The organism is Rhodococcus sp. GXMU-t2271 (assembly GCF_041414735.1).
Taxonomy (GTDB): Bacteria; Actinomycetota; Actinomycetes; order Mycobacteriales; family Mycobacteriaceae; genus Rhodococcus; species Rhodococcus indonesiensis.
Map to the genome: position 1 here is coordinate 1 of NZ_JAUIZP010000055.1, position 17969 is coordinate 17969.

Sequence of the window (17969 nt, forward strand, 5' to 3'; positions counted from 1 at the left end):
CGTTCCGCACGAGTGCGGAACGGCCCCGGTGTGTTTCACCACGATCAGGCGTGCTCGAACTTCGGCGCGCGCTTCTCGACGAACGCGGCCATGCCTTCCTTCTGGTCGGCGGTGGCGAACGTCGAGTGGAACACCCGCCGCTCGAACTTCACGCCCTCGGCGAGGGTGGTCTCGAAGGACCGGTTCACCGCTTCCTTGGCCATCATCGCGACGGGCAGCGACATCGACGCGATCGTGGTCGCCGCCTCGAGCGCCACGTCGAACAGGTCCGCGGCCGGCACGACGCGCGAGACCAGGCCCGCACGCTCGGCCTCCTCGGCGTCCATGTTCCGCCCGGTCAGGCACATGTCCATCGCCTTGGCCTTGCCCACGGCGCGGGTGAGCCGCTGCGAGCCGCCGATGCCGGGGATGACACCCAGCTTGATCTCGGGCTGGCCGAACTTGGCGGTGTCCGAGGCGATGATGAAGTCGCACAGCATCGCCAGCTCGCAGCCGCCGCCGAGCGCGTACCCGGAGACGGCGGCGACGATCGGCTTGCGGGCCGCGGAGAGCCGATCCCACTGGGAGAACAGGTCTTCCGCGTACACCTCGGAGAACGTCTTGGGCGCCATCTCCTTGATGTCGGCGCCCGCGGCGAACGCCTTCTCGGAGCCGGTGAGCAGGATGGCACCGATGCCGGTGTCGGCCTCGAGTTCCTCGACGGCCGCCACCACCTCGCGCATCAGCTGGCTGTTGAGGGCGTTGAGCGCCTTGGGCCGGTTGAGCGTGATGATGCCGACGCGGTCCTTGCGGTCGAGCAGGATCGTCTCGAAGTCCGTCACTGGTTTTCCTGTTCTGTCGAGCGGTTGCGGATCTCGGTGATGATGGCCGAGAAGTCCAGTCCGCCGCCACCCGAGGTGTTGAACCGGTGGTAGATCTCCGCGGCCCGCAGCCCCAGCTCGGCGTCGACGCCGTTGGCGCGCAACGCGTTCGCGGCCAGCCCGAGGTCCTTGTCCATGAGCGCGGCGGCGAATCCGGGCTGGTAGTCGTTGTTGGCGGGAGTGGTGGGCACCGGGCCGGGCACCGGGCAGTTGCTGGTCAGCGCCCAGCACTGGCCGGAGGCGTTGGACGCGACGTCGAACAGGGCCTGGTTGGTCAGGCCGAGCTTCTCACCGAGGACGAAGGCCTCGCTGATCGCGATCATCGACACACCGAGGATCATGTTGTTGCAGATCTTGGCGGCCTGGCCGACGCCGGACCCGCCGCAGTGCACGACCTTGCGGCCCATGACCTCGAGCAGCGGTTTCGCGGCCTCGAAGTCCTCTTCCGACCCGCCGACCATGAAGGCCAGCGTGCCGGCAGCGGCGCCCGCGACGCCGCCGGAGACGGGCGCGTCGATCGCGCGGTGCCCGGCCTGCACGGCCTTCTCGTGGGCGGCGCGGGCGTCGGCGACGTCGATGGTGGAACTGTCGACGAACAGGGTGTTCGGCCGGGCGGCCGCCAGGACCTCGTCGTAGAGCTTCAGCACGAGGCCACCGTTGGGCAGCATGGTGATCACGACGTCGGCGTCGCGGACGGCGTCGGTCGCGGACTCGGCAATCGTCAGGCCGTCGGCGCGGCCCTGTTCCTGGGCCGCGGGCACCGGATCGAAGCCGGTGACCGGGTAACCGGCCTTGACCAGATTCGCGGCCATCGGTCCGCCCATGTGGCCGAGACCGAGGAAGGCGACGATCGGCAGTGTGCTCATGTCAGGCGGATTCCTTCTCGGGTGCGGCGAGCCCGAGTTCGAGCTCGCCGAGGGGCTGGAAGTACACGTCGACGTCGGCGTCGGTGACGTCGGCGAGGGTCGCCGGCGACCACGCCGGGTTGCGGTCCTTGTCGACCACCTGGGCGCGGATGCCCTCGACGAGATCGTGCGAGCGCAGCGACGCCAGCGAGACCCGGTACTCCTCGTTCAGCACCTCTTCGAGGTTGCCGAGTTCGCGGGCGTGCCGCACCGAGCGCAGGGTCACCTTCAGCGCGACGGGCGACTTGCCGAGGATCTGCTCGGCGGCCGCGTGGGCCTCGGGCTCCTCGGCGGCCTGCAGGCGGGCGACGATCTCTTCGACGGTCGGCGCCGAGTAGGCGGCGTCGATCCACGCGCGCTGCGCGAGCAGCGGCGCTTCCGGTGCCGGCCGGGCGAATTCGGCCAGGGCCTCGTCGACCGTGCCGGATTCGAGGGCGGCGACGAACTTGTCGAGCGCCTCGGATGGGACGAAGTGGTCGGCGAATCCGAGCGCGATCGCGTCACCGGCCTTCATCCGGCCGGTCGTCAGCGCGAGGTGGGTGCCGAGCTCGCCCGGTGCGCGCGAGAGCAGCCAGGTGCCGCCCACGTCGGGAACGAAGCCGATACCGACCTCGGGCATCGCGATCGTGGAGCGTTCGGTCACGATCCGGACGTTGCCGTGGGCGGAAATTCCGACGCCGCCGCCCATGACGATGCCGTCCATGATCGCCACGTACGGCTTCGGGTAGCGGCCGATGACGGCGTTGAGGACGTACTCGTCGCGCCAGAAGTCCTGCGAGCCGGTGCCGCCGTCGCGGGCGTCGTGGTAGATCGAGACGATGTCGCCGCCGGCGCACAGGCCGCGCTCCCCCGCCCCGTCCACGACGACCGCGCGGACCGAGTCGTCCTCCGCCCACTCGTCGAGCGCGGCGGCCATCGCCTTCACCATGTCGTAGTTCAGGGCGTTGATGGCCTTCGGCCGGTTGAGGGTGATCCGGCCGATACCGCCGGAGACCCGGACGAGGACGTCTTCCGTCTCGGTCATTTCGCTCCGTTCTGCGCCGCGGCCACCACGCTGCGCGCGACGACCACCCGCATGATCTCGTTGGTTCCTTCGAGGATCTGGTGTACCCGCAGATCCCGCACGATCTTCTCGAGTCCGTACTCGGCAAGATAGCCGTAACCGCCGTGCAGTTGCAGCGCGTCGTTGGCGGCGTCGAAGCAGGCGTCGGTGGCGAACCGCTTCGCCATGGCGCACAGCTCGACAACGTCGTCGGCACCGCGGTCGAGGGCGTCGGCGGCGCGCCAGAGCAGGGTGCGCGAGGCCTCGATGCCGGTGCGCATGTCGGCGAGCCGGAACTGCAGGGCCTGCGAGTCGAGCAGCCGCTCGCCGAACGCCTTGCGCTCGGCGAGATACCCGACGGTCTTGTCGAGCGCGGCCTGGGCGCCGCCGACCGAGCACGCGGCGATGTTGAGCCGGCCGCCGTTGAGCCCGTGCATGGCGATCCGGAAGCCGCTGCCCTCCTCGCCGAGGAGGTTCTCGGCGGGCACGCGGGCGCCGTCGAAGATCACCTGACGGGTGGGCTGGGCGTTCCAGCCCATCTTCTTCTCGTTGGCGCCGAAGGACAGCCCGGGGGTGTCCTTCGGGACGATGATCGCCGAGATGCCCCGCGGGCCGGGTTCACCGGTGCGGGCCATCACCACGTACACGTCCGACGTGCCGGCGCCGGAGATGAACTGCTTGCCGCCGGTCAGGACGTACTCGTCGCCGTCGCGGACGGCCCTGGTGCTCAGGGCCGCCGCGTCGGAGCCGGCACCGGGCTCGGTCAGGCAGTAGCTGGCGAGCTGGTCCATCGTGCAGAGTCCGGGGACCCAGCGTCGGCGCTGCTCGTCGTTGCCGAACCGGTCGATCATCCACGTGACCATGTTGTGGATGGAGATGTAGGCGGCGATCGACGGGCAGCCCTTGGCGAGTTCCTCGAAGATCCGGACGGAGTCGAGGCGGCGCAGGCCTGACCCGCCGACGTCCTCGCGGACGTAGATGCCGCCCATGCCGAGCGCCGCGGCCTTGCGCAGGACGTCGACCGGGAAGTGCTTGGTCTGGTCCCATTCGACCGCGTTCGGGGCGAGGAACTCGGCGGCGAAGTCGCGGGCGGTGTCGCGGATCGCCCGGTCGTCGTCGGTGAGGGTGAACATCTGCTACCTCGCCCTAGTCCATCGTCGGGATGACGAAGTGGTTTGCCTCCGCGTGCTCCTTGACGCCGGAGAACCAGCGCTGGGTGACCGTCTTGGTCTTGGTGTAGAAGCGCACCGAGTCCGGGCCGTGCTGGTTGAGGTCGCCGAAGCCGGACCGCTTCCAGCCGCCGAAGGTGTGGTACGCGATCGGCACCGGGATGGGCACGTTCACGCCGACCATGCCGACGTTGACGCGGTTGGTGAAGTCGCGGGCGGTGTCGCCGTCGCGGGTGAAGATCGCCACGCCGTTGCCGTATTCGTGCTCCGACGGCAGCCGCAGCGCTTCCTCGTAGTCGTGGGCGCGGACGACGACCACCACGGGGCCGAAGATCTCCTCGCGGTAGATCGTCATCTCCGGGGTGACCCGGTCGAACAGGGTGGGGCCGGAGAAGAAGCCGTTCTCGTGGCCCTCGAGCACGAAGTCGCGCCCGTCGACGGCGAGCTCGGCGCCCTCGTCGATGCCCTTCTGGATGTAGTCGTGCACCCGCTGACGGGCCTCGGCGGTGACCAGCGGACCGAAGTCGGCGTTCGGGTCGTCGCTGCGGCCGACCTTCAGGCCGGCGACCCGCTCCTTCAGCTTGGCGACGAGCGCCTCGGCGGCCTCCTCACCGACCGGCACGGCGACGGAGATCGCCATGCAGCGCTCACCGGCGGAGCCGTAGCCGGCGCCGACGAGGGCGTCGGCCACCTGGTCCATGTCGGCGTCGGGCATGACGATCGCGTGGTTCTTGGCGCCGCCGAAGCACTGGGCGCGCTTGCCGTGGGCGGCGGCGGTCTCGTAGATGTACTGGGCGATCGGGGTGGAGCCGACGAAGCCGACGGCCTTGATGCGCTCGTCGGTGAGCAGCACGTCGACGACGGTCTTGTCGCCGTTGACGACGTTGAACACGCCGGCGGGCAGCCCGGCCTCGATGAACAGCTCGGCCAGGCGCAGCGGCACCGACGGGTCGCGCTCGGAAGGCTTGAGCACGAACGCATTTCCGCACGCGATGGCCGGGCCGGCCTTCCACAGCGGGATCATCGCGGGGAAGTTGAACGGGGTGATGCCGGCGACGACGCCGAGCGGCTGGCGCATCGAGTACACGTCGATGCCGGTGCCGGCCGAGTCGGTGAACTCGCCCTTGAGCAGGTGCGGGATGCCGGTGGCGAACTCGATCACCTCGAGGCCGCGCTGGATGTCGCCCTTGGCGTCGGCGACGGTCTTGCCGTGCTCGGAGGACAGCAGCCGGGCCAGGTTCTCCATGTCGTCCTGCACGAGCTGCAGGAACTTCATCAGCACGCGGGCGCGCTTCTGCGGGTTGAACGCCGCCCATTCCTTCTGCGCCTCGACGGCGTTCGCGATCACGGCCTCGGTCTCGGCGACGTCGGCGAGCGGAACCCGAGCCTGCACCGCACCGGTGTTGGGGTCGAAGACGTCGGCGAACCGGTCGGAGGCACCGGGGATGTGCTTGCCTCCGACGAAGTGGGTGAGTTCTCGAACGCTCATGTCCGGATCCGTCCTAACTGGTCGAATTCTCGTGTTTCGGTGGGATGATCGGGGGCAGCGGGCGGCACCCCCAGCAATGTGTGCTCATCCTATAGTTGGAAGTCCATGTATGTCCATAGGCGGCTCCGCCGCCGGTGCGTCCTTTGGGCTGTCCCCGCCGCCCAAAGGACGCACCGGCCGCGGAGCGGCCTACCGGAGGCGCCGGTACATCTTCTCGAGGTCCGACGTGCCGCGGAGGACGACCGACTCGTCCGTGCCGCCCGCCCGCAGCGCCCGGCGCAGCAGCATCGGATCGAGATCCTCGGGCGCGGGCCGGTACGGCTCGGCCGGCAGATCCGGCAACCGGATCTCGTTCCCGTAGAAGTCCTCGCCGTCGGCCTCGGCCTCGTCCACCCCACCGATCACCGTGCTCAGGTCGACCCCGCGCAGGGTGAGCACCGCCAGCGGCTGCTCGTCGACGTGCTCGGCCAGCAGGTAGGCCACCGCCGCCGCGTGCTTGCACGGCCACCCGTCGTCCGGGCAGGTGCAGTCGAAGTCCAGCTCACCGGCACGCCGCGGGAGCAGCAGCGGCCCCAGCTCCTCCGGCAGCGCACCCCCTGCGAGCCGGACCAGCATGCCCGGAGCGGAACGCACCCGGTCGATCAGATCCGCGACCGCCTCCTCGTCGAGGGTGCGGATGGTGACCGTCGAGGTGAACGGGCGCAGCTGGCTGCCCTGCACCTCCCCCACCGCCGCGCCGGGCTCGAGCCGCATCGAGACCACCTGCCCCGACCGGGCATAGGTCCGGCCCCGCGCGAGCCGGCCCTTGTCGGCGACCTGCTCCATCGCCGCAACCAGCTCCTTCGACCACCAGGTGCGGCCGATCGAGCCGCGCTTGGTCCGCGCCTCGATGCCGCCGACGACCCGCCTGCGCTTGCCGTAGCGGTCGAACCCGCCCGCCGGGCTCATTCGCCCACCGCCTCGTCGCCCAGGGACAGCAGCGAATGCAGTTGCTCGGTGGACAGCTCGGTGATCCAGTTCTCGCCGGCTCCCACAGCGAGTTCCGCCAATTCCTGCTTCCCCGAGATCATTTCGTCGATCCGTTCCTCCAGGGTGCCGACGCACACGAGCTTGCGGACCTGCACGTCGCGGCGCTGGCCGATGCGGAACGCCCGGTCGGTGGCCTGGTTCTCCACCGCCGGGTTCCACCAACGATCCAGGTGCACCACGTGATTCGCGGCCGTCAGATTCAGGCCGGTGCCGCCGGCCTTGAGCGAGAGCAGCATCATCGGCGGACCGTCGTCGCCCTGGAACGCGGCGACCATCGCGTCGCGCCGTCCCTTGGACACACCGCCGTGCAGGAACGGCACCGTGGTGTCGAACCGCTCGGCCAGATACGGGGCGATCAGGTCGCCGAACTCCCGGAACTGAGTGAACAGCAGGGCCTTCTCGCCGTCGGCGAGGATCGACTCGACGATGTCCTCCACCAGCCCGAGCTTGCCCGACCGGTGCCGGCCCCGGCGCAGCACCCCGGAGCCGTCGCCCAGGTAGTGCGCCGGATGGTTGCACACCTGTTTCAGACGGGTCAGCGCGGCGAGCACCGCGCCCTTGCGGGCCATTCCCTCCTTGTCCCGGATCTGCCGCATCATCTCGTCGACCACCGCCCGGTACAGGGCCGCCTGCTCGGCGGTGAGATTGGCCCGCACCGTCTGCTCGAACTTCTCCGGCAGGTCCGAGATCACGGACGGGTCGGTCTTGACGCGGCGCAGCACGAACGGCGACGTGAGCGCCCGCAACCGCGCGGCGGCCGCCGCGTCGCGTTCGCGTTCGATCGGGACGGCGAACCGGGCGCGGAACGTCGCCGGCGAACCGAGCAGGCGGGGATTGGCGAAGTCGAGGATCGCACGCAGCTCCTCGAGCCGGTTCTCCACGGGGGTGCCGGTGAGCGCGATGCGGTGCCGCGCGGGGACCGCGCGCGTCGCGCGGGACTGCGCGGTCGCGGCGTTCTTCACATGCTGGGCCTCGTCGAGCACCACCCGGCCCCAGCGCAGCGACCGCAGTTGCGCCACGTCCCGCGCGACGAGCGCGTACGTCGTGATCACCAGGTCGCTGTCGGCGACCGTCGCGGCCAGGGCGGCGTCGCGCAGCCGCGCCGGGCCGTGGTGGACGTGCACGCGCAGGTCCGGCACGAATCGCTGGGCCTCGCGCTGCCAGTTGCCCACCACCGACATCGGGCACACCAGCAGCGTCGGATCGGTGGCGACGTCACCCGCCCGTTCGTGGGCGAGCAGCGCGAGTACCTGCACGGTCTTGCCGAGACCCATGTCGTCGGCCAGCACCGCGCCGAGCCCGACACCGCTCATGAAGGCCAGCCACTCGAGGCCGCGCTGCTGGTACGGGCGCAGGGTCGCGTGCAGGCCGGGCGGGGGCGGCACCGGGACAGGGCGGGCCTGCCCGTCGAGCAGCGTCGCGACCCAACCGGTCGCGGCGACGTCGGTGACCTCCACCGGCGGCGGCTCGTCGCCGGTGAACCGGCCGAACAGCGTCGCCAGCGTCGCATCGGCGGCGCCCTGGCCGGCGACGTAGCGGGCGGCCCGGGCGAGGGCGGCCGGATCGGCCTGCACCCACTTGCCGCGCAGTTTGACCAGGTCGCTGTTGGCCGCGATCAGCCGTTCCATCTCGGCGGGGGTGAGCAGCATGTCGCCCACGGCGAGCTGCCACTCGAACGAGACGAGCGCGTTCATGCCGACGGTGTCGTCCTCGGCCGCGACGGGCGCCACCGGCGAGGTCACCTGCAGCCGCAGCGACGGCTCGAGCCGCGCCCACGCGCGCGGCAGCAACAGCGCGATGCCGGCGTCCGCCAGCGCGCGGCCGCCGTGCTCGACGAGGTCGGTCACCACCCCGGTCGGCAGCAGCAGGTCGAGGCTGTCCGGGTCGCGCGGCACGTCCTGCAACCGCGGATACGCCTTCAGGGCGGCGCCGAGCTTGCGGATCCCGATCTGCAGCAGCTGCGCGTCGGAGCCGTCCACCGGCACCGGAACCGGCGCCTGCCCCTCCGACCGCAGGCACACCTCGAGCCGCCACAGAGTGTCGGCGCCGATGGCCTCGTCCTCGTCGTCGTCCGGTTCGACGAGCCGCAGCACCAGGTCGGGTTCGTTTCCGGCGAGCGAGGCCCGCCATTCGTCCAGCGCGTCGGCCATGCGCTGGGTGCCGCTGTGGTGCGGTTGCCCCTCGGCCAGAGCGGCGATCAACGGGTGCAGGGAGGTACCGACGTTGCCGATCAGCGACCGGGTGATCGGATCGGTGAGTTCGGTGACGAGGTCGTCGAGCAGCGCCGCGGGCCGCCCGGCCTGCCGCTGCACGGGCGGCATCGCGGCGGACAGCTCGGCCGTCCAGGCTCGGATCCGGTCGCCGCCGAGCAGGCGCCACCGCGCCCACCACTGCCCGTCGGCGCGGTGCAGTTCCGGGGCCACCCGGCCGGCCTGCGCCCAGCGCTCGATCCCGCGGGCGACGTGCGCGAGATACCGCAGGTCTCCGGCCACCGTCTCGGCGTGCCGGGGCAGCGCCAGCAGCAGCTCGGCGGCGTCGGCCGGCGCGATCGCCACCGCAGGGAGCGGACGCGGTGCGTCGTCGCCGGGCAGTCGCAGTTCGACCCGGTGCCGGAACGGCCGGTCGATCCATCGGCGCAGGACAGCCGGTGCGTCGTCGGCCGGGTCGTCGTCGTCGCGCCACACCATCAGGCCCGCCCCCGGTGACCACAACCCGTGCAGCATGCCCACCATGGTGCCAGTCGCGCCCGACACGGCCGGCGCAGGCCGGGTAGCGGGCGTGCGCGGGGACGATCGGCTCTGGATCGGACCGGGCCCCCGGAGGAGACTGGGCTGCAGGTGCACCCACCAGGAGACTGCGATGTCGATCATGATCCAGGTCCTCGAGCAGACCTACAGCGCCCACACCCCTTGGGAGCAGGTCAAGTACGCGTTCGTCGATTCCCAGCACGTCACCGCGATGCGGCTCGACGGACAGTGCGGCGTGTGGCTCGACGGAACGAAACACGGTGAGTCCCATCGGCTCGCCGCCACCACGACCGCGGAGCAGGCGGTGTTCTTCCTGCTGACCGTGTTCGACCGGGTCGCCGAGTGCAAGCAGCACGGCGGGTCGTGGATCGTCGGGCACGATGGCCGCACCATCGAGTCCATCCGCGCGACCCGGTTTCCGTTGACGACCGACGGCTGAGCGGGCACCGGCGCCTCTACTGTCGGGGCGATCGGTGAGAATGTCCGCGTGCGAGGGGGCGCGGTCTTCTGGGGGCTGGTGGTGGCGGTCGCGATCGCCGTGTCGTGGGGGTGGGACCGGATCGAATCGCACGCGCCGCCGGCGCCGGGCAGCCCCGGACGCGGCGCGCTCGAGCAGCTGCTGGCGCGCGCGGCGGTGGTGCCGCACCGGCCGCAGGTGCCCGGGTACGAGCGGGGGTGCGGTCCGGGCGAGGGCTGCGTGTTCGGGCAGGCGTGGTCCGACGATCATCCGGGCCCGGGCGGGCGCGACGGGTGCGACACCCGCAACAACGTGCTCGCCCGGGACCTGCGCGACGTGGCGTTCCGGCCCGGCACCGGCGACTGCATCGTGCTGTCGGGCACGCTGTCCGACCCGTACACCGGTGCGCGGCTCGAGTTCAGTCGCTCCGATGGCCGGGCCGTCCAGATCGACCACATCTATCCCCTGGCGGCGGCGTGGGACCTCGGCGCGGCGGCGTGGCCGGCCGAGTTGCGCCGGCAGTTCGCCAACGACGTCGCCTTCAACCTGATCGCCGTGGACGGGCCGGCGAATCAGGACAAGCGCGATCACACCCCGTCCGAGTGGCTGCCGCCGGCGGCGGCGTACCGGTGCTGGTTCGCGGGCAAGTACCTGTCGGTGGCGGTGCGGTACGGGCTGCCGATCACGGCGGCCGACCGGGAGGCGCTGGCGTCGACGATCGCCACGTGCTGAGGGCGCCGTGCCCCGCCTTCTCGCGACGGGAACTAGCGTGGCACGCATGGTCTCGCGCATCACCAAGGACACCCGCCTGTGCATCTCGCTGTCGGGACGGCCGAGCAACATCGGCACCCGCTTCCACAACTACCTCTACGACGAGCTCGGTCTCGACTACGTGTACAAGGCGTTCACCACCACCGACCTGCCGTCGGCCGTGGCGGGGATCCGCGGTCTCGGCATCCGGGGGTGCGGGGTGTCGATGCCGTTCAAGGAGGCCGTGATTCCGCTGATCGACGAGCTCCACGACTCGGCGCGCGCCATCGAGTCGGTGAACACGATCGTGAACGAGGACGGCGTGCTGCACGCCTACAACACCGACTACCAGGCGGTGGTGGACCTGCTGCGCGAGCACGAGGTCGACCCGGCGATGCCGGCGGCCGTGGCGGGCAGCGGCGGGATGGCCAAGGCCGTCGTGGCGGCTCTGCGCGACAGCGGGTCCCGCGACGTGTCGGTGATCGCCCGCAACGAGGAGACGGGAGCCGCCCTGGCGCGGCAGTACGGGTTCGACTGGCGCGCCGAACTCGACGGACGCACGCCGGGGTTGCTCGTCAATGCCACCCCGGTCGGCATGACCGGTGGTCGCGAATCGGAGCAACTGCCGTTTCCCGAGGCCGCGGTGGCCGCCGCGTCGACGGTGTTCGACGTCGTGGCGATGCCCCCGGAGACACCACTGATCCGTACGGCCCGCGCGCACGGACTGCCGGTGATCACCGGCGCCGAGGTCATCGCTCTGCAGGCGGCCCAGCAGTTCGCGCTGTACACCGGGGTGACTCCGACGCCCGAGCAGGTGCGCCGCGCCTCGGAGTTCTCCCGCGCGGAGGGGTGACCCTCGGTCGTCACGCCCCGGTGGCGACCTCCCGGGCCGGGTCCTGACACCACTGCGACCACGACCCCGGGAACAGGGCGGCCTCGATACCCGCCACGGCCAGGGCCGCGATGTCGTGGGTCGCGGTGACCCCGGAGCCGCAGTACACGGCGACGGGACGGTCCCCGCACAGTGCGGTGAATCGTGCGGCGAGTTCCTCGGCGGATCGGAACGTGCCGTCCGCCCGGAGGTTGTCCGTGGCGGGGGCGCTGACCGCGCCGGGGATGTGCCCGGCGCGCGGATCGACCGGCTCCTCGTCACCGCGGTAGCGCGTGGCGGCACGGGCGTCGAGCAGTGTTCCCCGCGACGGGAATTGCCCGGCCTCGTCGATGTCGACGGTGGGCAGGTAGCCGCCGCGCAGGGTCACCGAGCCGGCCTCGACGAATTCGCCGGGGCCCGCCGCCAGACCACGGCCAGTCGCCGTCCACAGCGGCAGGCCGCCGTCGAGCAGGCGCACGTCCTTCAGACCCGCCCAGCGCAGCAGCCACCAGGCGCGGGCGGCGGCGAGGCCCCCGGTGTCGTCGTAGACGACGACGGTGTCGCCGTTGTCGATCCCCCACCGGCGGGCATGGTCCTGCAGCCGGGCGACGTCGGGCAACGGGTGCCGGCCGCGGTCGGGCGATCCCGGATCGGCGAGTTCGGTGGCGAGGTCGACGTACACCGCCCCGGGAATGTGGCCTTCCCGGTAGCGGTCCTCGCCGTCCGGGTCGTCGAGCGACCATCGGACGTCGAGCAGCACCGGAGGCGTGCCCGCCTCGACGAGGTCGGCCAGCTCGTCCACGGTCATCAGCACGGGATCGGCAACCATGCCCCGATCCTGGCATGCCGGCGCGGGCGGTGCCGGGTGGGGCGGGCGGGGCCGTCCCGCTGCGGCAGAATTGCCGCCCGTGTCCGATGCTCCCGCACCCAGCCGTCCCGACTCGCTCATCCGGCCGCTCGGGGCGGGCGTCGTCACCGCTCTCGTCGGGTTCACCAGTTCGTTCGCGGTGGTGCTGACGGGGTTGCACGCGGTGGGGGCGTCGCCGTCGCAGGCGGCGTCGGGGCTGCTGGCGCTCTGCCTGACGCAGGGCCTGGGCATCCTGTGGCTCGCACGACGGTTCCGCACGCCGATCACGCTCGCGTGGTCCACGCCGGGCGCCGCGCTGCTCGCGGGCACCGGCGTGGTGGCGGGCGGATGGCCTGCGGCGGTGGGCGCGTTCGTCGTCGTGGGGGCCGCGATCGTCCTGACGGGGCTGTGGCCGCGCCTCGGCGCTCTGATCGCGGCGATCCCGGCATCGCTGGCGCAGGCCATGCTCGCCGGGATACTCGTGCCTCTCTGCCTCGCCCCGGTCGAAGGCGTGATCGACTCCCCGGCCGCGATCCTGCCGGTGGTGGCGACGTGGCTGGTGCTGCAGCGGCTGCGGCCACGCTGGGCGGTGCCGGGAGCATTCGGGACCGCGGCCGTGGTGATCGCGATCCATCTGCTGCGCTCGGGATCCGCGCCGGCGGCGCGGGAGCTGCTGCCGGCGATCGAGCTCACGGCCCCGACGTGGACCTGGCAGGCGTTGCTCGGCATCGCTCTTCCCCTCTACATCGTGACGATGGCGTCGCAGAACATTCCGGGCACGGCCGTGCTCGACTCGTTCGGTTACGCCACGCCGTGGCGGGCGGCGATGACGGTCACGGGGCTCGGCACCGTCGTGGGCGCGCCGGCCGGTGGGCACGCCGTCAATCTCGCCGCGATCAGCGCCGCGCTGGCGGCGGCACCCGAGGCCGAGCCCGACCCGGCGCGCCGATGGCGGGTCGCGTGGTGCGCGGGCTGGTCCTACCTCGCACTGGCGCTGTGCTCGACCGGGCTCGCGACGGTCGTGGCGACGGCGCCGGACGGTGTGGTCGAGGCGGTGGCCGGGTTGGCCCTGCTCGCGACGCTCGGCGGGGCGCTCGCCTCGGCTCTGCGCGACGCGCCGGAACGCGAAGCGGCGGTCGTGACGTTCCTGGTCGCGGCGTCCGGTTGGAGCCTGTTCGGTATCGGATCGGCATTCTGGGCGTTGATGGTCGGACTTGCCGTCCGCGTGGGACTATCGTCAGGACGGTGACGAACCGCCAGCCGACGACGCCCGCCGCCGACCCACCCGTTCCCGCCCGGTTTCCGGTCCTGTGGCCGATGCAGACCCGGTGGGCGGACAACGACCACTACGGCCACGTCAACAACGTCACCTATTACTCGTACTTCGACTCCGCCGTCAACGGGTGGCTGATGGCCACGACCGGGGTCGACATCCGGGAGCTCGACGCGATCGGTGTGGTCGCGGAGACGTCGTGCCGGTACCTGGCGGAGCTGTCGTTCCCGGACCGGCTGCGCGTGGGCCTGGCGGTGGAGCGGCTGGGAACCAGCAGCGTGACCTATTCGCTGGCGATCTTCCGGGAGGACGGCGAGGGCGGTCTGCAGGCGGCTGCGACCGGCAGGTTCGTGCACGTGTACGTCGACGCCCGCACGCGACGTCCCGTGGCGATCCCCAAGGAGATCAAGAAGGCGGTCGCGCAGCTGGTGACGCCGCCGGCGGAGTAGCTCCCACCCACCAAGCATCCGCTTGGCATCATATTCATCTACCGGATTAGACTCCGGGGCATCCGCACGTCCCCGACAGAGAGTGATCCGAAGATGCGCGATGCAGTCATCGTCGAAGCCGTCCGCACCCCCATCGGCAAGCGGGGCGGTGGCCTGTCCGGCGTTCATGCCGTCGAGCTGTCCGCCCACGTCCTGCGCGCCCTCGCCGAGCGCACCGGTATCGACCCCAGCCTCGTCGACGACGTGCACTGGGGCACCGTGCAGTCCGTGGGCATGCAGTCCGGGAACGTCGGCCGCATGGCGGTGCTCGGCGCGGGCTGGCCGGAGTCGGTGCCCGGCTTCACCATCGACCGGCAGTGCGGATCGTCCCAGCAGGCCGTCTCGACGGCGGCCGCGGCGGTGATCTCCGGCCAGGCCGACCTCGTCGTCGCCGGCGGCGTGGAGATCATGTCGGCGGTCCCGCTCGGCTCCTCCGCGCCCGAAGGCACCGGGCAGATGGGCGGCCCGGCGCGCGAACGGTACGCCGACGAGCTCACCGCGCCCGGCTTCAACGGCCGCTTCAACCAGGGTGTCGGGGCCGAGATGATCGCCGAGCAGTGGGGCATCTCGCGCACCGAACTCGACGAATACTCCGTCCGCTCGCACGAGCGTGCCGCCCGGGCCCAGGACGAGGGGCGGTTCGCGGACGAGATCGCGCCCTACACCCTGGCGGACGGCACCGTGATCGACTCCGACGAGGGCATCCGGCGCGGCTCCACCGTCGACAAGCTCGCCGGCCTGAAGGCACCCTTCCGGGAGAACGGCGTGGTCACCGCCGGCAACGCGTCGCAGATCTCCGACGGCGCCTCCGGGCTGCTGATCACCACGTCGGAGAAGGCGAAGGCACTGGGGCTGACGCCGCTCGCGCGCGTGCACACCGCCGTCGTCACCGGCGACGATCCGGTCAAGATGCTCACCGGCCCCATCCCGGCCACCGCCCTGGCGCTGAAGCGGTCGGGACTCTCGCTCGACGACATCGACGCGTTCGAGGTCAACGAGGCCTTCGCCTCCGTGCCGCTCGCGTGGCAGCGCGAGACCGGCGCACCGAGCGAGAAGCTGAACCCCCTGGGCGGCGCAATCGCCCTCGGCCACCCCCTCGGCGCCTCGGGCGGCCGTCTCGCCGCGACGCTCATCCATCACCTGCGCCACACCGGCGGCCGCTACGGTCTGCAGACCATGTGCGAGGGCGGGGGCACCGCCAACGCCACGATCTACGAGATCCTCTAGCCCCCACGACGAGGCGCCTTCCGGGTCCGGTCCCGGAAGGCGCCTCAGCGCTGTGCGCGAGACGCTTCAGCGCTGTGCAGAGGGCGCTTCAGCGCTGTGCGAGCCGCTCGAGCAGCGGCGCCGTGCGCGGACCCACCAGTTCGCGCATCACCAGCGCCATGTTGGTGCGCTCGACACCGGGGATCTCGAGGATCTGCCCGGCCAGCCGGTAGAGATCGTCGGCGTCCCGCGCGACCACCTTCACCGACAGGTCCGTCTGCCCTGTCATGCCGTACACCTCCGTGACCTCCGGGATCTGCCCGAGCGCCGCGACGACGGAGTCGAGCCGGTGCTGATCGACCCGGGTCGCGACGAACGCGGCCAGCGGGTATCCGAGCGCCCGCGGATCCACCCGGCGCTCGAACGAGCCGAGAACCCCCTCCGCATCCCACCGCGCGAGCCGCGCCTGCACCGTGTTGCGGGACAGCCCCAGACGCTGGGACAACTCCACTCCGGTCGCCCGCGGAGTCCGCGCGAGCTCGAGCAGCATCCGGGCGTCGGTGGCATCGAGACTGGTCATATTTCGCAGTATGACAGCGCGCGGCCCCCCGAAACCGTGCTTGTTGCACAATCACGCTGCGATCGATTGCGCACCTACACCCCGCGTGGATCATGTGATGTACAACACAGGTTTGTCCGGATCGCCTCATGAGGGCGACCGGTCCCGCCATAGCGAGGTGGTGCACGGTGGTCGACAAGATTGCCTACCCGGTCCAGCTGATCCAGCCCGACGGCCGACGGGTCCACAATCCCGAGTACTCCGCGCTCGTCGCCGACGTCGGGCCCGACGAACTTCGAGCCCTCTACCGCGACATGGTCGTCGTCCGGCGCCTCGATGCCGAGGCCACCGCGCTGCAACGGCAGGGCGAACTCGGACTGTGGGCACCACTGCTCGGCCAGGAGGCCGCTCAGGTCGGCTCCGCGCACGCCCTGCACCGCGACGACTACGTGTTCACCAGCTACCGCGAGCACGGCGTGGCCTGGTGCCGTGGCGTCGACCCCGCCGACATGACCCGGTTGTGGCGGGGGTGCGCCCACTCCGGCTGGGACCCGGCCACTGTGAACATGACCAACCCCGCGATCGTCGTCGGCTCCCAGGGGCTGCACGCCACCGGTTACGCGATGGGCGCCCACTTCGACGGCGCCGAGATCGCCACCGTCGTCTACTTCGGCGACGGGGCGACGAGTCAGGGCGACATCGCCGAGGCGCTCGGCTTCGCCGTCGCATGGGGGGTGGGCGTGGTCTTCTTCTGCCAGAACAACCACTGGGCGATCAGCAACCCCGTCCACTCGCACAGTCCCGTCCCGATCGCGCAGCGAGCCGCCGGCTACGGGATGCCGGCGGTGCAGGTCGACGGCAACGACGCGCTGGCGGTGCTCGCCGTCACCCGTCAGGCCACCCGGCACGCACGGGAGGGCAGCGGCCCGTCGTTCGTCGAGGCCGTCACCTACCGGATGGGCCCGCACACCACCTCCGACGACCCCACCCGTTACCGCACCCCTGCCGAGGCGGAACTGTGGCGGATGCGGGATCCGGTCGACCGGTTCCACCGGCTGCTCGAGCGCGAGGGCCACGCCGACGACGGATTCTTCGACGAGGTCGGCGCAACCGCGGACGAGGCCGCGGCCCGGCTGCGCGCCGGCACCCTCGGCGCCCCGGATCCGAAGCCGCTGAGCATGTTCGACCACGTCTACGCCACCGACCACCCGACGATCGCCGAGGAACGCAGCCGCTACCGCGACTACCTCGCCGGTTTCGAGAACGCGACCCACGAGGAGGCGCTGTCATGACCACCACCACCCTGGCCTTCGGCGCCGCCCTCGGGGCCGGCCTGCGCCGGGCCCTCGAACACGACCGCAAGGTGGTGATCATGGGCGAGGACGTCGGCCGGCTCGGCGGGGTCTTCCGGGTCACCGACACCCTGCAGAAGGACTTCGGCGACAATCGCGTCATCGACACCCCCCTCGCCGAATCCGGAATCGTGGGAACGGCTTTCGGTATGGCGCTGCGCGGCTACCGGCCGGTGTGCGAGATCCAGTTCGACGGCTTCGTCTACCCCGCGTTCGACCAGATCGTCTCGCAGGTCGCCAAGATCCACTACCGCACCGCCGGGAAGGTCACCGCTCCCCTGACCATCCGCATCCCCTACGGCGGCGGGATCGGGGCGGTCGAACACCATTCCGAGTCACCCGAGGCGTATTTCGCGCACACCGCCGGACTGCGGGTCGTCAGCCCGAGCAACCCGGCCGACGCCTACACGATGATCCAGCAGGCCGTCGCCCTCGACGATCCGGTGATCTTCCTCGAGCCCAAGCGTCGGTACTGGGACCGCGCCGAGGTCGATCTCGACGCCGAGCCGGACCTGCCGCTGGACCGGGCCCGCGTCACCCGCGCGGGCACGGACGTCACCGTCGTGACCTTCGGGTCGATGGTCGCGACCGCCCTGCAGGCCGCGCAGATCGCCGAGACCGAGGGACATTCGGTGGAGGTGATCGACCTGCGATCCGTCGCGCCCGTCGACTTCGACACCGTCGAGGCGTCGGTGCGGCGCACCGGACGCCTGGTCGTCGTGCAGGAGGCACCGGAGTTCTGCGGCATCGGCGCCGAGATCGCCGCCCGGCTCTCGGAACGCTGCTTCTACCAGCTCGAGGCACCGGTGCTGCGGGTCGGTGGATTCGACATCCCTTATCCCCCGGCGAAACTCGAGGCGCACCACCTGCCCGACCCGGACCGCATCCTCGACGCCGTCGACCGCAGTCTCGCGGCGTGAGGACC

At 71.4% G+C, this 17969-nt stretch carries 17 protein-coding genes; 8 read left to right on the plus strand and 9 right to left on the minus strand.

The annotated features are described in order from the left end of the window. Positions 1-44: 44 nt before the first annotated feature. From QYS60_RS19665 to QYS60_RS19695, 7 genes are all read right to left on the minus strand, one after another. The gene (locus tag QYS60_RS19665) at positions 45-821 is read right to left on the minus strand and encodes an enoyl-CoA hydratase (RefSeq protein ID WP_003935224.1); all 777 of its coding nucleotides are present in this window, start codon (positions 819-821) and stop codon (positions 45-47) included. Further along, positions 818-1726 (minus strand): 3-hydroxyisobutyrate dehydrogenase, encoded by a 909-nt coding sequence (gene mmsB, locus QYS60_RS19670; protein ID WP_371383993.1) that lies wholly within the window; start codon positions 1724-1726, stop codon positions 818-820. The genes QYS60_RS19665 and mmsB overlap by 4 nt, the downstream gene beginning before the upstream one ends. Position 1727: 1 nt before the next feature. Next, entirely contained in the window at positions 1728-2789 is a 1062-nt protein-coding gene (locus tag QYS60_RS19675) for an enoyl-CoA hydratase/isomerase family protein (RefSeq protein ID WP_371383994.1), read from the minus strand. Then, positions 2786-3940, minus strand: a complete 1155-nt coding sequence (locus QYS60_RS19680; protein ID WP_003935221.1) for an isobutyryl-CoA dehydrogenase — start codon at positions 3938-3940, stop codon at positions 2786-2788. The genes QYS60_RS19675 and QYS60_RS19680 overlap by 4 nt, the downstream gene beginning before the upstream one ends. A gap of 13 nt (positions 3941-3953) precedes the next feature. Then, positions 3954-5465: a CoA-acylating methylmalonate-semialdehyde dehydrogenase gene (locus tag QYS60_RS19685; protein ID WP_003935220.1), complete on the minus strand. Its 1512-nt coding sequence runs from the start codon at positions 5463-5465 to the stop codon at positions 3954-3956. 189 nt (positions 5466-5654) lie between these two features. After that, positions 5655-6413: an SWIM zinc finger family protein gene (locus QYS60_RS19690; protein ID WP_371383995.1), complete on the minus strand. Its 759-nt coding sequence runs from the start codon at positions 6411-6413 to the stop codon at positions 5655-5657. Continuing rightward, the gene (locus tag QYS60_RS19695) at positions 6410-9217 is read right to left on the minus strand and encodes a DEAD/DEAH box helicase (RefSeq protein WP_371384068.1); all 2808 of its coding nucleotides are present in this window, start codon (positions 9215-9217) and stop codon (positions 6410-6412) included. Before QYS60_RS19695 ends, QYS60_RS19690 begins: the two co-directional genes overlap by 4 nt. A gap of 136 nt (positions 9218-9353) precedes the next feature. On the opposite strand from QYS60_RS19695, the gene QYS60_RS19700 reads away from it, so the two are divergent. Genes QYS60_RS19700 through QYS60_RS19710 form a run of 3 tightly spaced genes read left to right on the plus strand, consistent with a single transcriptional unit; the run spans position 9354 to position 11301 of the window. Continuing rightward, positions 9354-9680 (plus strand): hypothetical protein, encoded by a 327-nt coding sequence (locus QYS60_RS19700; RefSeq protein ID WP_003935217.1) that lies wholly within the window; start codon positions 9354-9356, stop codon positions 9678-9680. A gap of 48 nt (positions 9681-9728) precedes the next feature. After that, positions 9729-10430: an HNH endonuclease family protein gene (locus QYS60_RS19705; RefSeq protein ID WP_371383996.1), complete on the plus strand. Its 702-nt coding sequence runs from the start codon at positions 9729-9731 to the stop codon at positions 10428-10430. A gap of 46 nt (positions 10431-10476) precedes the next feature. Next, the gene (locus QYS60_RS19710; protein WP_371383997.1) at positions 10477-11301 is read left to right on the plus strand and encodes a shikimate 5-dehydrogenase; all 825 of its coding nucleotides are present in this window, start codon (positions 10477-10479) and stop codon (positions 11299-11301) included. 10 nt (positions 11302-11311) lie between these two features. Here the strand turns inward: QYS60_RS19710 and QYS60_RS19715 are convergent, their stop codons facing one another. Further along, positions 11312-12148: a sulfurtransferase gene (locus QYS60_RS19715; RefSeq protein ID WP_003935214.1), complete on the minus strand. Its 837-nt coding sequence runs from the start codon at positions 12146-12148 to the stop codon at positions 11312-11314. Positions 12149-12227: 79 nt separating this feature from the next. On the opposite strand from QYS60_RS19715, the gene QYS60_RS19720 reads away from it, so the two are divergent. From QYS60_RS19720 to QYS60_RS19730, 3 genes are all read left to right on the plus strand, one after another. After that, positions 12228-13415, plus strand: a complete 1188-nt coding sequence (locus QYS60_RS19720) for a benzoate/H(+) symporter BenE family transporter (protein WP_371383998.1) — start codon at positions 12228-12230, stop codon at positions 13413-13415. Next, positions 13412-13888: a thioesterase family protein gene (locus tag QYS60_RS19725; protein ID WP_003935212.1), complete on the plus strand. Its 477-nt coding sequence runs from the start codon at positions 13412-13414 to the stop codon at positions 13886-13888. Before QYS60_RS19720 ends, QYS60_RS19725 begins: the two co-directional genes overlap by 4 nt. A gap of 93 nt (positions 13889-13981) precedes the next feature. Continuing rightward, complete coding sequence (locus QYS60_RS19730) at positions 13982-15154, plus strand: thiolase family protein (protein WP_289380770.1); 1173 nt, start codon at positions 13982-13984, stop codon at positions 15152-15154. Between the two features lie 88 nt (positions 15155-15242). On the opposite strand, the gene QYS60_RS19735 is transcribed toward QYS60_RS19730, so the two are convergent. Further along, on the minus strand, positions 15243-15713 hold the full coding sequence (locus QYS60_RS19735) for an Lrp/AsnC family transcriptional regulator (RefSeq protein WP_003935210.1): 471 nt from the start codon (positions 15711-15713) through the stop codon (positions 15243-15245). 167 nt (positions 15714-15880) lie between these two features. On the opposite strand from QYS60_RS19735, the gene pdhA reads away from it, so the two are divergent. Then, the gene (gene pdhA / locus QYS60_RS19740) at positions 15881-16984 is read left to right on the plus strand and encodes a pyruvate dehydrogenase (acetyl-transferring) E1 component subunit alpha (protein ID WP_371383999.1); all 1104 of its coding nucleotides are present in this window, start codon (positions 15881-15883) and stop codon (positions 16982-16984) included. Continuing rightward, positions 16981-17964, plus strand: coding sequence for an alpha-ketoacid dehydrogenase subunit beta (locus QYS60_RS19745; RefSeq protein WP_371384000.1), 984 nt, complete (start codon positions 16981-16983; stop codon positions 17962-17964). Before pdhA ends, QYS60_RS19745 begins: the two co-directional genes overlap by 4 nt. Positions 17965-17969 lie beyond the last annotated feature (5 nt).

Excerpts from the sequence above, each read along its gene's own strand:
- mmsB (WP_371383993.1), bottom strand. The coding sequence starts at position 1,726 with ATGAGCACACTGCCGATCGTCGCCTTCCTCGGTCTCGGCCACATGGGC.
- QYS60_RS19675 (WP_371383994.1), bottom strand. The coding sequence starts at position 2,789 with ATGACCGAGACGGAAGACGTCCTCGTCCGGGTCTCCGGCGGTATCGGC.
- QYS60_RS19680 (WP_003935221.1), bottom strand. The coding sequence starts at position 3,940 with ATGTTCACCCTCACCGACGACGACCGGGCGATCCGCGACACCGCCCGC.
- QYS60_RS19685 (WP_003935220.1), bottom strand. The coding sequence starts at position 5,465 with ATGAGCGTTCGAGAACTCACCCACTTCGTCGGAGGCAAGCACATCCCC.
- QYS60_RS19690 (WP_371383995.1), bottom strand. The coding sequence starts at position 6,413 with ATGAGCCCGGCGGGCGGGTTCGACCGCTACGGCAAGCGCAGGCGGGTC.
- QYS60_RS19695 (WP_371384068.1), bottom strand. The coding sequence starts at position 9,217 with ATGCTGCACGGGTTGTGGTCACCGGGGGCGGGCCTGATGGTGTGGCGC.
- QYS60_RS19700 (WP_003935217.1), top strand. The coding sequence starts at position 9,354 with ATGTCGATCATGATCCAGGTCCTCGAGCAGACCTACAGCGCCCACACC.
- QYS60_RS19710 (WP_371383997.1), top strand. The coding sequence starts at position 10,477 with ATGGTCTCGCGCATCACCAAGGACACCCGCCTGTGCATCTCGCTGTCG.
- QYS60_RS19715 (WP_003935214.1), bottom strand. The coding sequence starts at position 12,148 with ATGGTTGCCGATCCCGTGCTGATGACCGTGGACGAGCTGGCCGACCTC.
- QYS60_RS19730 (WP_289380770.1), top strand. The coding sequence starts at position 13,982 with ATGCGCGATGCAGTCATCGTCGAAGCCGTCCGCACCCCCATCGGCAAG.
- QYS60_RS19735 (WP_003935210.1), bottom strand. The coding sequence starts at position 15,713 with ATGACCAGTCTCGATGCCACCGACGCCCGGATGCTGCTCGAGCTCGCG.
- QYS60_RS19745 (WP_371384000.1), top strand. The coding sequence starts at position 16,981 with ATGACCACCACCACCCTGGCCTTCGGCGCCGCCCTCGGGGCCGGCCTG.